The 15,639-nt window shown below is 66.7% G+C and carries 11 protein-coding genes and 1 pseudogene; 7 read left to right on the top strand and 5 right to left on the bottom strand.

Features of this window, described 5'->3' with window-relative positions; genetic code table 11:
• Positions 1-104: 104 nt before the first annotated feature.
• Positions 105-1,589, bottom strand: coding sequence for an SDR family oxidoreductase (locus QWJ37_RS00840; protein ID WP_290243383.1), 1,485 nt, complete (start codon positions 1,587-1,589; stop codon positions 105-107).
• 143 nt (positions 1,590-1,732) lie between these two features.
• On the opposite strand from QWJ37_RS00840, the gene QWJ37_RS00835 reads away from it, so the two are divergent.
• The 3 genes from QWJ37_RS00835 to QWJ37_RS00825 all read left to right on the top strand — a co-directional run bounded on the left by QWJ37_RS00835 (position 1,733) and on the right by QWJ37_RS00825 (position 7,419).
• Positions 1,733-4,324: an ATP-dependent DNA ligase gene (locus QWJ37_RS00835; protein WP_290243381.1), complete on the top strand. Its 2,592-nt coding sequence runs from the start codon at positions 1,733-1,735 to the stop codon at positions 4,322-4,324.
• 37 nt (positions 4,325-4,361) lie between these two features.
• Complete coding sequence (locus tag QWJ37_RS00830; protein WP_290243380.1) at positions 4,362-6,857, top strand: phosphoketolase family protein; 2,496 nt, start codon at positions 4,362-4,364, stop codon at positions 6,855-6,857.
• A gap of 94 nt (positions 6,858-6,951) precedes the next feature.
• Complete coding sequence (locus tag QWJ37_RS00825; protein ID WP_227903160.1) at positions 6,952-7,419, top strand: SRPBCC family protein; 468 nt, start codon at positions 6,952-6,954, stop codon at positions 7,417-7,419.
• A gap of 111 nt (positions 7,420-7,530) precedes the next feature.
• On the opposite strand, the gene QWJ37_RS00820 is transcribed toward QWJ37_RS00825, so the two are convergent.
• A complete protein-coding gene (locus tag QWJ37_RS00820; RefSeq protein ID WP_227903161.1) occupies positions 7,531-8,547 on the bottom strand; it encodes a zinc-binding dehydrogenase in 1,017 nt (338 codons plus the stop codon).
• 112 nt (positions 8,548-8,659) lie between these two features.
• Positions 8,660-9,658, bottom strand: coding sequence for an SDR family oxidoreductase (locus tag QWJ37_RS00815; RefSeq protein WP_227903162.1), 999 nt, complete (start codon positions 9,656-9,658; stop codon positions 8,660-8,662).
• A gap of 159 nt (positions 9,659-9,817) precedes the next feature.
• Between QWJ37_RS00815 and QWJ37_RS00810 the strand changes: the two genes are divergently transcribed.
• Positions 9,818-10,807 carry a LacI family DNA-binding transcriptional regulator gene (locus QWJ37_RS00810; protein WP_227903163.1) on the top strand — a complete coding sequence of 330 codons (990 nt, stop codon included), beginning with the start codon at positions 9,818-9,820 and terminating at the stop codon, positions 10,805-10,807.
• A 45-nt stretch (positions 10,808-10,852) separates the two neighbouring features.
• Here QWJ37_RS00810 and QWJ37_RS00805 read toward each other — a convergent pair whose 3' ends face one another.
• Together QWJ37_RS00805 and QWJ37_RS00800 are read right to left on the bottom strand one after the other, a co-directional pair.
• Positions 10,853-11,893 (bottom strand): winged helix DNA-binding domain-containing protein, encoded by a 1,041-nt coding sequence (locus tag QWJ37_RS00805; RefSeq protein WP_290243375.1) that lies wholly within the window; start codon positions 11,891-11,893, stop codon positions 10,853-10,855.
• Between the two features lie 103 nt (positions 11,894-11,996).
• Positions 11,997-13,111: pseudogene (locus QWJ37_RS00800) on the bottom strand (RelA/SpoT domain-containing protein).
• A 115-nt stretch (positions 13,112-13,226) separates the two neighbouring features.
• On the opposite strand from QWJ37_RS00800, the gene QWJ37_RS00795 reads away from it, so the two are divergent.
• The 3 genes from QWJ37_RS00795 to QWJ37_RS00785 all read left to right on the top strand — a co-directional run bounded on the left by QWJ37_RS00795 (position 13,227) and on the right by QWJ37_RS00785 (position 15,590).
• Positions 13,227-13,985, top strand: a complete 759-nt coding sequence (locus tag QWJ37_RS00795; RefSeq protein ID WP_290243373.1) for an alpha/beta hydrolase — start codon at positions 13,227-13,229, stop codon at positions 13,983-13,985.
• A gap of 34 nt (positions 13,986-14,019) precedes the next feature.
• Complete coding sequence (locus tag QWJ37_RS00790) at positions 14,020-14,934, top strand: carbohydrate kinase (RefSeq protein ID WP_227903167.1); 915 nt, start codon at positions 14,020-14,022, stop codon at positions 14,932-14,934.
• An 89-nt stretch (positions 14,935-15,023) separates the two neighbouring features.
• On the top strand, positions 15,024-15,590 hold the full coding sequence (locus QWJ37_RS00785) for a YbhB/YbcL family Raf kinase inhibitor-like protein (protein ID WP_290243370.1): 567 nt from the start codon (positions 15,024-15,026) through the stop codon (positions 15,588-15,590).
• Positions 15,591-15,639 lie beyond the last annotated feature (49 nt).

Here is a 15,639-nt window from a genome sequence, read left to right as displayed (position 1 = left end):
CTGTACCAGCTGTACCGGCGCCCTCTGTCCTACCCGATGATATTCGATCCCCGGGCAGCGGTGTGCGGCGTTACCGAACTGCGGCCCGGGCCGCAGGCCTTTGTTTAGGCGGACTCCGTCATGCGGGCTGCCTGGCGGGTGATGTTCCTCGCCATGGACGGAAAGATGAGGCCGTGGAACGGGGCAATCAGCCACCAGTACAGGCGTCCGGCCAGTCCCTTGGGGAAGTAAATGGCCCGCTGCCGGTACAGGCTGCCGCCCTCACCGTCCGGCTCCACGCGCATTTCCAGCCAGGCTTTGCCCGGCACCCGCATCTCGGCCCGCAGCCGCAGCAGTGTTCCGCGCTCCAGCAGTTCCACCCGCCACCAGTCGACCACATCGCCGGTGAACAGCGTGGTGGGATTGCGCCGGCCGCGGGTCAGCCCGGCACCGCCCACTGTTTTGTCCAGTACCCCGCGGATGGCCCAGGCCATGGGCAGGGAGTACCAGCCGTTGCGGCCGCCCACGCCTTCAATAACCTTCCAGACGGCGGCCGGGTCCACGGCGGAGCGGCGCTGCCGGGAATCCACATATACGGTCTGGCCGGCCCAATCGGGGTCGCTGGGCAACGGGTCCGATGCCAGGTCCGAGGACGCCGAGGCATTTGCCCAGGTGGTTTCCACCTCGCCTCGCTTTTCCTTGCCCAGGGCTCGCCGGACGGCGTCGTGATAATCCGTGAGGCCGCCTTCCGGAAGCGGCACATACCGGTCAATGTCGTGTTCCTTGGCAACGGCGTCGTGCTGCAGGGATTCCACCAGCGGCAGGGACATGGAGCGTGGAATCGGCGTCACCAGGGCCACCCAGTGCCCGGCCAGCCGCGGCGCCGGGAGCGGCAGCGCATAGATCCGCCGCCGGGGCAGCCCGGCCTCCTCGGCATATCCGTTCATCAGCTCGGCGTAGGTAAGCACTTCCCGGGACCCGAGGTCGAAGGTGCGGTTGACCTCGGCGGGGATATCCACGGCACGGACCAGATAGTGCAGCACATCGCGGACGGCAATCGGCTCGATGCGGCGGCGCACCCAGCTCGGTGCCGGCATCACCGGCAGTGTTTCCGTCAGGTGACGGATCATCTCAAAGGAAGCGGATCCGGAACCGATGACGACGCCGGCCTGGTAAACCACCGCGGGCACCTCGCCTTCGAGCAGGATCCGCCCCACCTCGGTGCGGGACTTCATATGCGGGGACAGCTCGCCCTCTTCCGGATGCAGTCCGCCGAGATAGACAATCCTTTTCACACCGGCCTGGGCCGCGGCGTCGGCCACAATATGCGCGATGGCGGATTCCTGGTCGCTGAACCCCTTGCCGGAGGCCATGGAATGCACCAGGAAATAGAGGGTGTCGATCCCGGAGAAGGCCTCCACTGCGGATTCCTTCTCGGAAAGATCGCCCTTGACCACCTCCACGTCCGAGGCCCAGGGCACGTCGGAGAGCTTTTCCGGAGAGCGGGCGAGGACGCGCACATCATGCCCGTCTTCGAGCAGCAGGGGAACAAGGCGTCCGCCGATGTAGCCGGTGGCGCCGGTGACCAGGACATGCTGGCGTTCTGTCATTTTCCCAACATACACACGGGGTGTCGCCATTGGTCAGGGAAGCGGAACGCTCTGCGCGAAACTCCCCGAAACGGGGATCAGGGATTATCAGCCCCCTGACGAAATACTGGCGTTTGCCCCGTATCCCGGTAAGACTAGGGGACATGGCGACAGGCGGAGGGAAAACGCAGGAAACCGTCAGCGTGGAGGGACACCGGCTCCGCCTGACCAATCTCGACAAGGTGCTGTACCCCGAAACGGGAACCACCAAAGCCGACGTCATTTCCTATTACGCCGCCGTGGCGGATTACATGCTTCCGCATTCACGCAACCGTGCGGCCACCCGCAAACGGTGGGTGCACGGCGTCGGTACACCGGAGGAGCCGGGACAGGTGTTCTTTCAGAAGAACATCGAGGACTCCGCGCCGTCGTGGGTGAAACGGTTCCCCATTGAGCACAAAACCTCGACCAACTATTACCCGGTGGTCAATGACCTGGCCACCCTCACCTGGCTGGCCCAGTCAGCGGCCCTGGAGATCCACGTGCCGCAGTGGCAGTTCGGCCCGCGGGGCAAAATCGGCGCTGCGGACCGGATGGTGCTGGACCTGGATCCCGGAGAGGGCGTCGGGCTGGCTGAGTGCGCCGAAGTAGCCCGACTGGCCCGGTCCATCCTCTCGGATATGGGCCTGGATGCCCGGCCGGTCACCAGCGGGTCCAAGGGAATCCACCTGTACGCAGCGCTGGACGGCAGCCAGACCTCGGATGAGGTCAATGCGGTGGCCCACGAGCTGGCCCGGGCGCTGGAGGCGGATAACCCTGACCTGGTGGTCAGTGATATGAAGAAGTCACTGCGCCGGGGCAAGGTACTGGTGGACTGGAGCCAGAACAACGGCAACAAAACCACCATCTGCCCCTATTCGCTGCGTGGGCGCTTCCAGCCGACCGTGGCTGCTCCCCGGACCTGGGCGGAGCTCGAGGATCCCGGCCTGGCTCAACTGGATTACGAGCAGGTGCTGGAACGCCTCGATGATCCGGACCCGCTGGCCGGGATGGCGGACGGAACCTTTGCGGAGAAAGCATTGGAAGAGGCGGTTGAAGAGGAAGCGGGCGGCAGCCGGTCCGCGGACCGGCTGGGGAAATACCGGAGCATGCGTGACGCGGCCAAAACCCCGGAGCCGGTCCCGGAAGAGCCGTCCACCCCCACGGAGGGGAACAGCTTCGTTATCCAGGAACACCACGCCCGCCGCCTGCACTGGGATTTCCGGCTGGAACACGACGGCGTGCTGGTTTCCTGGGCGCTGCCCAAAGGACCGCCGTCCACCACCGGCAAAAACAATCTGGCGGTGCAGACCGAGGACCATCCGCTGGATTACGGAACCTTCGAAGGACATATTCCCAAGGGGGAATATGGCGGAGGAGACGTCAAAATCTGGGATCACGGCACCTACGAGCGGGAAAAATGGCGGGACGGCAAGGAAGTCATTGCCGTTCTGCACGGCCAGCCCGACGGCGGCCTGGCGGGACAGGGTGCGGCGGACCGGCGTTTTGCCCTGATCCACACCGGCTCGGGCGGTGATAAGGCAAACAACAACTGGCTCATTCACCTCATGAAGGATCAGCCAAAGCCCGGTGAAAAAGGCAGGGATGACGAGTCCGACGGCGGCGTGAAGGTAAAGCCGGAGGCGGGGAGGCCCCGGCCCGCGACGCCTCAGGCCGCCGTCGCAGCGGCGGCGGAGGCTGATACCGGTCCTGCACCGACCGTGCCGGAGGAAGGAACGGATGACTCCGTCCCGGTGATCGAACCGATGCTGGCGACGGCGGGCAGCCGTGCCGAAATCAACAACGATGACGAATGGGCCTTCGAGATGAAATGGGACGGCGTGCGCGCCGTCGTGACCGTAACCCCGGAAGGGACCCGTCTGATCAGCCGCAACGGCAAGGATATGACCGCCGCCTATCCGGAACTGGCAGATCTCAGCGGGCACCTGAACGGGGAGCGGGCCGTACTGGACGCGGAAATAGTGACGCTTAACAAGGCCGGCCGCCCGGACTTCGGGCTGCTGCAGCCGCGGATGCATCTGAGTAAGCCGCGGGAAATAGCCGCCGCGGCGCAGCGGACGCCGGCGCACCTGATGGTCTTCGACCTGCTGTGGCTGGACGGCAAGTCTCTGGAGGAGCTGGGCTACGAACAGCGCCGGGAAATCCTCGAATCCGCGGTGGAAGCCACCCCGGACGGACACCTGCAGGTGCCCCCGGCGCTGGACATGGGCATGGATGAAGCCGTCGCCGCCAGCAAGGAACTCGGCCTGGAAGGAGTGATGGCCAAACGGCGCACCAGCACCTACAGCCCGGGCCGGCGCTCGAAAAACTGGCTGAAGCTGAAGAACCAGTTCAGCCAGGAAGTGGTGGTGGTGGGCTGGCGGCCGGGCCAGGGCAACCGGCAGAACAAGGTGGGCTCGCTGCTGGTGGCCATTCCCGACGGCGTGGACCTGAAATACATCGGCCGGGTCGGCTCAGGACTGAGTGAAAAGGACCTGGCACTGATCGGTCCAAGGCTGAAGAAAATGTCCCGCAAAACCCCGCCGCTGGACGATGTGCCCGGAGCCGACGCTTCGGATGCCCAATGGGTACGTCCGGCACTGGTGGGGGAAGTGACGTTCTCCGAGCGCACCGGCAGCGGAAAACTGCGCCACCCCGTTTGGCGCGGCCTGCGCCCGGATAAAAAACCCTCCGACGTCGTGGTGGAGCCGGCCTAGCCGCGCGTCCGCCGGATCCCGTGAAAGGACCCCGAACATGACCGAGAGCAGCACCGCAGGAACCGGACACCTTCCCGCCGAACGCATCCCCGGCACCGAGCCGCACCACGACGGCGAACTCGCCGGCGTGGACGCGTGGTGGCGGGCGGCCAACTATCTGTCTGCGGGCCAGATCTACCTGCGGGACAATCCGCTGCTGCGCCGGCCGTTGGAGGCCTCCGACGTCAAGGCGCGGCTGCTGGGCCACTGGGGCACCACGCCGGGACTGAACTTCATCTATGCCCACCTAAACCGGCTGATCCGCGAACAGCAGCGAAAGGTCCTGTTCATCACCGGGCCCGGGCACGGCGGACCGGCCAACGTGGCCAACGCGTGGCTGGAGGGCACCTACTCGGAGATCTACAGCCACGTTGGCCGCGATGAGGACGGGCTGCGCACCCTGTTCCGGCAGTTCTCCTACCCCGGCGGGGTGCCCAGCCACGCCGCCCCGGAAACCCCGGGATCCATCCACGAAGGCGGCGAACTGGGCTATTCCCTCGCCCATGCCTACGGTGCCGTCTTCGACAATCCGGATCTGATTGCGGCCACCGTCATTGGCGACGGCGAAGCGGAAACCGGCCCCCTGGCTGCCAGCTGGCATTCCAACAGTTTCCTGGACCCGGCCGTGGACGGCGCGGTACTGCCCATCCTGCACCTGAACGGCTACAAGATTGCCAACCCCACCATCCTGTCCCGGATGCCCGAGGAACAGCTGCTCAAACTGCTGGAGGGCTACGGATACCGGCCTTACGTGGTGACCGTGGAGGACCCGACGGCGGTTGGGCAGGCGCACGAGGACTTCTCCGCCGTGCTGGAAACCTGCCTTGCCGAAATCACCGCCATCCAGGCGCCCTACCGCACGGGAGAGCGCACCGCGGTGCCGGCGGATGTGCCCGGTGCGGAAACCGACGAGGTGCATGCCCCGCGCTGGCCGATGATTGTGTTCCGCTCACCCAAGGGCTGGACCGGCCCCGGAATGGTGGACGGACTTCCGGTGGAGGGGACCTGGCGGGCGCACCAGGTGCCGCTGTCCGAAATCCATGACAACCCCGAGCACCTGGCCCAGCTGCAGGAATGGATGCTCTCCTACCGGCCGGCGGAACTGTTCGACGCCGAGGGCAGGCTGGTGGCGGAGATCGCCGCGCTGGCCCCGCCCGGGGAGCTGCGGATGAGCGCCACCCCCTACGCCAACGGCGGACGGCTGCTGCAGGATCTGCGCCTGCCCGGGTACGCGGACCATGCGGTGAAGATCGATCATCCAGGATCGGAACGGGTGAGCCCGATGTTTAATCTGGGCGGCTACCTCCGCGAGGTGATTCGGCAAAACCCGTCCAATTTCCGGATCTTCGGTCCGGACGAGACGGCATCCAACCGCCTGCAGTCCGTCTACGACGTCACTGACAAGGCCTGGCAACAGCGCATCGATGAACTGGATGAGCATCTGGCCCGCAGCGGGCGGGTGGCCGAGGTGCTCTCCGAACACCTCTGCGAGGGCTGGCTGGAAGGTTATCTGCTGACCGGCCGGCACGGGGTCTTCAACTGCTACGAAGCCTTTGTGCACATTGTCGATTCCATGTTCAACCAGCACGCCAAGTGGCTGAAGGTCAGCCGCTCCCTGTCCTGGCGCCAGCCCATCGCCTCGCTGAACTACCTGCTCTCCAGCCATGTGTGGCAGCAGGACCACAACGGGTTCTCGCATCAGGACCCCGGCTTCATTGACCACGTGGTGAACAAAAAGGCGGAGGTCATCCGGGTGTACCTGCCGCCGGATGCCAACACGCTGCTGGCCGTGGCCGGAAACATCCTGGCCAGCCGGGACCGGGTGAACGTAGTGGTCTCCGGCAAGCAGCCGGCGCCGGTCTGGCTTAATCCGGAACAGGCGCTGCTGCATGTGGAGCGCGGCGTGGGCATCTGGGACTTCGCCGGCAGCGAAGACACCGGCCCTGGCGGGAAGACCGAGCCCGACGTCGTGATGGCCTGCGCCGGTGACGTGCCCACCCTGGAAACCGTGGCCGCCGCGGCCCTGCTGAAGGAGCAGCTGCCCGAGCTGAAAATCCGGGTGGTCAATGTGGTGGACCTGATGGCGCTGCAGGATCCGCGCGAGCATCCCAGCGGCCTGCCGGACCGGGATTTCGACACCCTTTTCACAACCGGCAAGCCGGTGATTTTCGCCTATCACGGCTACCCGTGGCTGATTCACCGGCTGACCTACCGGCGCACCAACCATGAAAACCTGCACGTGCGCGGCTACAAGGAGGAAGGCACCACCACCACGCCGTTCGACATGGCCATGCTGAACCAGATTGACCGCTTCCAATTGGCCATCGACGTGCTGGACCGGGTAGCGTCGCTGAGATCGACGCAGGCGTCCTTCCGGCAGTATCTGCAGGACGAACGGGCACGTGCCCGGCAGTACACCCGCGACGAGGGGCAGGATCCGCCGTACATCACCGGCTGGAACCTGCAGGAAGCAGAGCAGGACACGCCCGGCTGAGGTTTGGCCAGGCGCGGTACGCACAGGCTTCGGCGCCGGCCCACCGGCCGGCCGCCGTGGAAAAAGTACTATCCATCCATCGAAGGAGAGTTCATTGACCACTGATCAGACGAGCGTTGTAGTTTCCCGGGTCATCGATGCCTCGGCCGCAGACATCTTCAATCTGTTGTCCAACCCCGAGCGCCACCATGAGCTGGATGGTTCCGGCATGGTGGTCTCGGACGAGAAGACCGACCGGATTACGGCTTCCGGCCAGGTTTTCACCATGAACATGCACAATGAAAAAATGGGCGACTACCAGACGGATAACCACGTCACGGGGTACGACCACAACAAGATCCTGGCCTGGCAGACCGCCCCGGCCGGCACCGAACCCAAGGGCTGGCAGTGGGTCTGGGAACTCCAGCCCGACGGCGCGGACTCCACCGAGGTCACGCTGACCTATGACTGGTCCCACGTCACCGACAAGGACACGCTGAAGCAGGTCTCCTTCCCGATGGTGTCCAAGGACGACCTGGAGGAATCGCTGAACAAGCTCGCGGCAGCGGTTTCCGGAGCGTAGCGGCTTTCCACAACATACGACGGCGGCCGGTTCCCTTTCATAAGGGGACCGGCCGCCGTCGTTATGCCGGGACAGCCGAACTCCGTCGAACCGAACTCCGTCGAACCGAACTCAGTCGAACCGAACTACAACCTTGTCCGCAGCGCCAGGCGTCTTCGCCAGCTCAAGCGCTTCCAGGGACCGGTCGAACGGCAGGACATCGCTGATGATCAGGGCGTATTTCTGCCAGTTCTCGATGATGTCGTCGGTGACCTCGAAGATCTCGGTGGGGTAGCCCATCGCGAAGACAATGGTCAGTTCCGTGGTGAGGATGGAACCGAAGTCCAGCTCCACGGGGTTCTTGTGCACGGCAACCACACCCAGCACTGCACCGGATTTCGCCACGTCACCGACCGTCTTGGGAATCACGGGCGCACCAGCGGCGTCGAGGAAGATATCCGTGCCGGAGCGGGTGCCGCGGACAAGCATTGTGGCGCCGTCTCCGTGCAGCTCGACCAGCCGGGCTGCTACGTCCTCCTCCGCGGAGTTGATGACCGCGTCTGCACCGATCTGCAGGGCTTTCTCCAGACGGGACTCAATGATGTCCACAACAACGATGTGTGAGGCGCCACGGCGGCGGTAGCCCAATACGGCACCCAAACCGATGGGACCCGCGCCGAAAACCACTACCTTGTCGCCGGGCTTGGGGTTGGTGCGGTTCACGGCGTGGTAGGCCACGGCCATGGGTTCGTTGAGCGCAGCGACCTCCCACGGTATTTCAGTGGGAATTACGCGGAGTTGGCGGCCGGGAACGGCGTCCTTGACCAGTACATATTCGGACAGTCCGCCTTGCGCACCGCCGCTGCCCAGCAGCCCGTCGGTAAAGGCCATGGTGTCGATAACCACGTGGTCCCCTACAGAGAATCCCTCAACCTCGGCGCCGACTTCCGCCACTTCGGCAGCCGGTTCATGCCCCAGCGGGGTAGCCCCCTGGCGCGGCGGAATCCCGCCGACGTGGCTGTAGAACGCATCGGAACCACAGATTCCGCAGGCTTTCATTTTCAGGAGGACGTCGCGGGGGCCGGGGGCCGGCCGGTCCACCTCCACCCATTCATTGGTGTCCGGACCGGTGACGTGGACGGATTTCATGGTGTTCTCCCTGATGGTGATGGTGATGGTGATGGTGGGTGCGGGATAGAGCGACGGCGGCCGGTCCCTTCCCTCGGGAAAGTGCCGGCCGCCGTCGTTTTGGGTGCGGTTGTTAGACCGCGGACCAGCCGCCGTCGGAAGGCAGGATGGCGCCGTTGATGTTGACGCCGTCGTCGCTGAGCAGGAACGTGATGGACGCCGCCAGGTCCTCGGCCGAGGCGAGGCCCGGGATGTTGACCCGGGCGGGGGAAAGGCGGGCCTCACCGTACTCGCTGGTCTTGCCGCCCATCGGAATGCCGGTGGCCACGCCGCCCGGAGCAACCGCATTTACACGTATGCCTTCACGGGCATACATAAACGCGGTGCTGCGGGTAATGCCCACCACGGCGTGCTTGGAAGCGGTGTAGGCCACACCGGAGGCGGAGCCGCGCAGGCCCGCTTCGGAGGTGATGTTCACAATGGAGCCCTTGCCGGCTTCGAGCATGGTCGGCAGTACGGCGCGGGTGAGGCGCATCAGGCCGTCCACGTTCACGGCGAAGATCTTCTGCCACATGGCGTCGGAGACCTCGTGCAGCGGGGAGAAGTCGTCATTGATGCCTGCCACGTTGGCCAGACCGTCGATCTGTCCGCCGGCAGCGGCAATGATGCGCTCCACGGCGGCGGCGTCGGTGAGGTCCGCAGCGACCGGGACAATGGCTTCGCCGGTCTGCTCCGCGAGCTCGGTGATCTTTGCCTCTGCCATGTCTACGGCGATCACGCGGCCGCCTTCACGGGCAATTCGGGAGGCGGTGGCGCGGCCGATGCCGGAGCCGGCGCCGGTAACGATCACGGTCTTGCCATCGAAGCGGCCGGCGACCGTGGGCAGCACTGCTGCTTCGGTTTCGGGCATAACGCCGCCGTTGGCCGCCTTCACGAGTTCATCCACGGCGGCCTGCGGGAACTGGCCCTGGCTCAGGTCCACCAGCTGCTGCAGCTTCAGGGTCAGCGCCGGGCCCAGGCTGGACTCGTCGCTGCCTGCCTGGGCAAGCATGCCGCGGATGGCGGGGCCGCCTGCCGGGTGGTCGAGCCACTGCTGGACGGTGTTCTGGGCGGTGATGGGCTGGTTAGCCATGGACCGGTCCTTTCCAATCGGGGGCGGCCGTGGTTTGGTGCGACCGCAGGTTGCGAGGCAGTCTACCCGTGCCGGTGGATTCGTCACTTACACGTGTAAGTTGCCTGTAATGTCAGACTACCGGAGAAATCCGACGGGCATAAGACGGAAAGGACGGCCGTGGAACGCAGGGCCACCTCGAGCGATGTAGCGAAGACGGCGGGCGTGTCCCGCGCCACAGTCAGCTATGTGCTGAACGGCCGGACAGGCCAAAGTATCTCCGCTGCCACCCGGAACCGGGTTCTCGCAGCAGCCCGGGAACTCGGCTACACGCCCTCCACTGCTGCACGCACGTTGCGCCGCGGACGCAGCGACTTGGTATTGATGCTGCTCCCGCCCGAACCCCTGGGCCGTGCCCTGGCCATGATTATCGACGCCGCGTCCGAACAAGTGGAACGGAACGGGCTGCGCCTGGTGGCCCACCGGGTACCGTCCCGGGGCGGGGCGGTACCCCTGGTGCAGTCCCTGGCACCCGCAGCGCTGATTTTGATTGCCCCGCTTCCGGACGCTGAGATCGCCGCCGTCCAGGCTGCCGGGATTACGGTTGTTTCGCTGCCGCAGACGGCGGGGGACCCGCTGGCTCCTGATCTGGGCATTGGCGCGATGCAGGTGAAGCACCTGGTGGAATCCGGGCACGAGCGGATCGGTGTGGCCGTGCCGCCGGAATCCGGGTACGCCTGGCGGGTGAAGGTCAGGCTGGCCGCGATCCGGGATGCCTGTGCCAGGTACGGCCTGCCCGCACCCGCCGTCGAGCGTCTCGGGCTGGAAGCAGCAGAGGCGGCGGCCGCCGTCGAGCGCTGGCTGGAGGGGGAACAGCGCGTCAGCGCGGTCTGCGCGTTCGACGACGACCACGCCTTCGCAGTGCTCTCCGGGCTGTCGGTCCACGGGCTGCAGGCACCCCGGGACCTGGCGGTGATCGGTGCCGAAGACATTCCGCTGGCCGGGCTGGCCGTGCCGCCGCTGACCACCGTCAGCGTGGATGCCCGCCGGCTGGGGGAGCATTTTGCCCAGGCCGCGCTGGCGTCCGCCTCCGGAGCAGGCGAGGACGGTGCGGCGCTGGCAGTGGCGGGACCGCCCGCCGTCAGCCTGATACTGCGCGCCTCGGCCTGAAACCGGGCACGCTCAGCCGGCGAGCTGCCGGAGGATGTACCGGTGCTACCCGTGCGGCCATGCCGCCACGGCCTTCTCCACAGCCCGCCGGGCGTTGGCTTTCAGCGGTTCCACGAGGTTGATCACCGGTTCGGCCGCCCGTTTGCCCCGGGGCGGCCGCCAGGTGCCCACCACCGTGCCGTCGAAAAGGACGGCCGGCCGGAAGATGCCGTTTTTGCCGGGCACCACCGCCTGCAGGGCGGCCGGCCCGGCCACCAGGGAGCGGTCCGCATACCCGAGGATCCACTCGTCGAAGCCCGGTACCAGTGTTGCGCCGGAGGGCTCCGGCTCCGATGCCTCCCCGATCAGCCACGCCGGGCGTCCCTGCACCAGCACTTCCTGAAGATCCGCCACCCCCGCAGCGGCGCGGCGCACCACGGTTTTGGGCAGCTTGGTCCACCAGGCCAGATCGGCCTCGGAGACGGGACCGCGGGCCAGCACGAAGCCTCGGACAAGTGCGCTGAGGTCCCCGCCGCCTGCGCCGTCGTGCTCCGTGAGGGTGGCAAGCTGTTCGGTGCCGGAAGGCGTAAACCGGCCCCAATGGAACAACCCGTCCACGGCCAAATGCATCAGCAGGTGGTATCCGCGTCCGTCGCCCGTCCGGATCCCGGCGGCGGCCCAGAGATCCATGACCTCGGCCCGCCGCAGCGGACGCTCCTGCAGCGCCTCCCGCAGGGAGTCCCGGCCACGGCGAAGCACCGACTCCTCCAGGCCCAGTTCCGTCCGTCGCCGGGCCGTCGCGGTGTGGGTGCGCTCCGCCGTGAAATGAAGCAAAGCAGCCAGATGCCCCGGCGTGGTGGCGAACAGGGTGCCGCGCATGGGCCATCCCCGCACCAGATCGCCGCTGTCAAAGGCATCCCGGACATCCTGCACGGTGGTGCCGGGCCGTGACCGGATGGCGATGGCGCGTAGGACGGCGGGCAAATCCTGTCCCTGCAGGCCCACGGCCCGCCGCACCGCTTCGGCGGGTGCAAGGTCTGATCCGGTCAGCAGGTGGGACCGCAGGCGGAGTCTCCGCGCCTGCGCATCCGTGAGGTTCTGGGCCACGGTGCCCAGCCTGACCTACCCTGGCGGTACTGGCAAGGAGTCAAAGCCCGCCCCGCTGCCGGGACCGGAGCGGAAAACGCCCGGAACGCGTGCGCAGCAGTGGTCAGGGCTGCTGGTCCTCTTCCCTGGCGCGGAAAATCTGCATCTGCCGGTAACGGCGGCCCAGGGACTCGCGCCGTGGCTTCACCGGGGCGTCTTCCGGCTCTGCAGTGAGGTCAATGTGCTTTTGCCGAAGCGCCACAGGAGCAGGTCATCGAGCAGGCGGTCCGGGCCCGGGGAATACCGGTGGTCCAGTGCGGCACGTACCTTGGTGATGGCATCGGCTTGCAGCAGCCCGGCCAGGTCCATGGTGGTCTTCATGCCGTGGGCGGCCAGCAGTTCCGCCGCCCAGCCCCAGTCATCCCCGGATTTGCGGTTCACATGCGGCAGCAGGGTCAGCCAAACGTCGCGGATCCGGTTCGGGGTCAGCGGCGCGCTGCCCTCACCGTCTTCATCCCAGAAACCGGTCACCGTCTCATACCGTTCATGCAGCTCGGCAAAAGCGGTCTCCACGGTTTCCAGCATGGCGGCCGTGGCGGTGAACTGGCGGTCAAAGTACGGGCTCCAGGCCCGCGGGTCGCCGGCCTTGAAGCGGATGTCATGCTCAATCTCAGACCAGGCATGTGCCAGCACGGTGCGGATCTGCACTTCGAACAGGTAGCTGCCGTTGGGGCGCTGGTCCGGTTCCAGCAGTTTGTGGAACTGCCGTACGGTCTCGTTCTGGATGGTCCGCAGGATCAGGTGGCGGCTGGAGTAGCCGTAGGTGCCGGATTCGATGGACCCGATGTCCTTCTCCCGGTCGCCGCGGCAGTCGAATTCCGCCCGCTGGCGCTTGATCAGGTTGGCCGCTTCATCCACTTCGTGCGGCAGGGTCATAATGACGCGCAGACCCACCAGGTCCGTGAGGTTGCGCATCGGATCGGGAAACAGGAGCGAGGGCAGCTCACCGGGGTTTTCCGGCGGCAGCATCCGCGAGGCCTTGTCCCGGAAGGACTCCACGGACTTGGTGCGGGAGGCGACGAAGAGCGGCTTCACCGGGCTGTCCGCGAAAACGCTGCGCAGATTCGCTTCCATCTCAGCGGTCACTGCCTCCAGCCCGGGGCGTACCCGGGCATATTCGTCAGTACTTGCCTGGACCACCGGCCGCAGCCGCTCATCCAATGTGTCCCACGCGCTCAAAACGAAATCCCTTTCCCCTGCCTGCCACCAGCCTATGGCACGGTCCTGACCAAACCGCCGGGGATACCTGGCGGTAGGCTCCCTATCAGATTAAGCCCCCGCCGGAAGGATCCCCATGTCAGCACCGCCCCGACGGATTGCCTACGGCCCCGGCCCGGAGCAGTACGCCGAGCTGACGCTGCCGTCCGGCGGCTCACCCTCCCGGGGCACCGTGGTCATCATCCACGGCGGATACTGGCGGGCGCCGTACACCGCCGAGCTGGGCAGGCCGCTGGCCCGGGACCTGGCTGACCGCGGTTTTGCCTGCTGGAACCTGGAATACCGGCGGGCGGGAAACGGCGGCGGATGGCCGGTTACCTTCTCCGATATCCGTGCAGGCATCGACGCGCTGGCTGACACGGCCTGCAGCTTCGACATTGACCTGTCCACGATCACCCTCCTGGGCCATTCCGCAGGCGGCCATCTCGCCGTCCTCGCGGCCGCGCGGGCGGGCTCCCGCGTTGCCGTCAGCGGCGTCGTCAGCCAGTCCGGTGTGCTGAACCTGGCCGAAGCACATGAGCTGGGCCTGAGCGACGGTGCCGTGCAGAACTTCCTTGGCTGCAGCCCGGAGGAGGATCCGCAGCGCTACCGCGAGGCCGACCCGATGTTTGCGCTGCCCCTGCACGTACCGGCATGGGTGCTGCACGGGGAGGATGACACCACGGTGCCGTTCACCCAGTCCGCCGGCTGGGCCGAGGCCGCCGCGGCGGCCGGCGGCCGGGTCCACCTGCGCCGCATTCCCGGCGACCATTTCGCCATGATCACACCCGGCACACCGGCCTGGGACGCCGTCGTCCGCGCGGTCGGCGAGGCTGCCGGAATCACCGGCACATAAGGCAACCCGGGAGCTGCTCTGTTAGGTTGAAAGTGTGCTTACAGTCATAGGTGAAGCCCTTGTTGATGAGGTGGTCAGCGATACCGCGCCGCGCCGCTCCCACCCCGGCGGCAGTCCGCTGAACGTTGCCGTGGGCGTGGCCCGGCTGGGGCGCCCGGTGCAGTTTGTGGGCCGCTTCGGTTCCGACGCCAACGGCGCCCTGATTGCCGAACACCTGCGGGCAAATTCGGTCCTGACCGCATTCGCTGCAGATGATCTGCCCACCAGCGTGGCCACCGCCGTCCTGGACCCGGCCGGCGGTGCCCGCTACACCTTTGACCTTGAGTGGCAGCTGCCGGACCTGGCCGCGAACCTGCCGGCCCTGCTGGACGGGACCACCATGCTGCATACCGGGTCCATCGCCGCCATGCTCGCGCCCGGAGCCGGGCACGTCTTCCGTGCCGTGGAACGTGCCCGCGCCTCGGCAACCATCAGCTACGACCCCAACTGCCGGCCGTCCATCATCACTGACGTGTCCTATGCCCGGGAACAGGCCGAGAAGTTCGTGGCGCTGGCCGACGTCGTCAAAGCCTCCGACGAAGACCTGCAGTGGCTCTACCCGGACGAATCCCCGGAAAGCTCGGCTCGGCGCTGGCTTGCGGCGGGACCGTCCCTGGTGGTGGTAACCCGGGGGTCGCGCGGCCCGTGGGCGGTAGCCGCAGCCGGTGACTGCGCCGTCGCGGCACCGACCGTAACAGTCACGGACACCGTGGGGGCAGGCGACTCCTTTATGTCCGCCCTGCTGGTGGGGCTGATGGACCGCGAACTGGACGGCGGCGCCCGGCGCAGCAACCTGGCCCGCATCGGCCTCCGTGACCTGGAAGAGCTGCTTTTCTTCGCTGCGCGTGCCGCCGCCATCACAGTCTCCCGCGCCGGAGCCAACCCGCCGTACCGCAGCGAACTTTCCTAGACCGCGCCGACGCGCCATCGCGCCGAGGCGTCCCCAGGCCCTGCCCTGCAGCGGCCGTCCGTATCCGCCCCGAAGAACCAGGAGAAACAGTGGAAAACAGAGACCCATACGCGAACCTGCCACAGGTGCCGGAGTTCACCGTCGACAGTGAGGAAGTGACCGACGGCGGCACACTTGCGCCGGCACAGTACAGCGGCAGGATGGGGGTTCCCGGGGGCAAGGACGCCTCACCGCAGCTCACCTGGTCCGGGTTCCCGGAGGGGACCCGCAGCTTCGCGGTGACCATGTACGATCCGGATGCGCCGACAGCCAGCGGTTTCTGGCACTGGGCCGCCTTTAACATTCCCGTCTCGGTCATGGGACTTGCAGCGGACGCGGCCAACTCGGCACTGATGCCCGAAGGCACCGTGCAACTGGTCAACGACGCCGGTTTTGCCGGCTTTGTCGGTGCCGCCCCGCCACCCGGCCACGGCCGGCACCGCTACTTTGTAGTGGTCCACGCCGTGGACACCGAAAAGCTGGACGTTGCCCCTGACGCCAGTCCGGCCGCCCTGGGCTTTGCCCTGTTCACGCACACCCTGGGCCGCGGCAGGATTGTTGCCGGGGCCGAAATCCCGGCGGCTGAAATCCCGGCGGCCGAGGCCCCGGAGGCCTGAGCCCCGGAAAGCCGTCGCGGCACGGCAGCACCCGGCCCGGGCCGTGCCC

Origin of the sequence: Arthrobacter sp. YD2 (assembly GCF_030410475.1) — a bacterium.
Classification (GTDB): domain Bacteria; phylum Actinomycetota; class Actinomycetes; order Actinomycetales; family Micrococcaceae; genus Arthrobacter_B; species Arthrobacter_B zhangbolii.
This window is presented reverse-complemented; position numbering and strand designations above follow the sequence as displayed.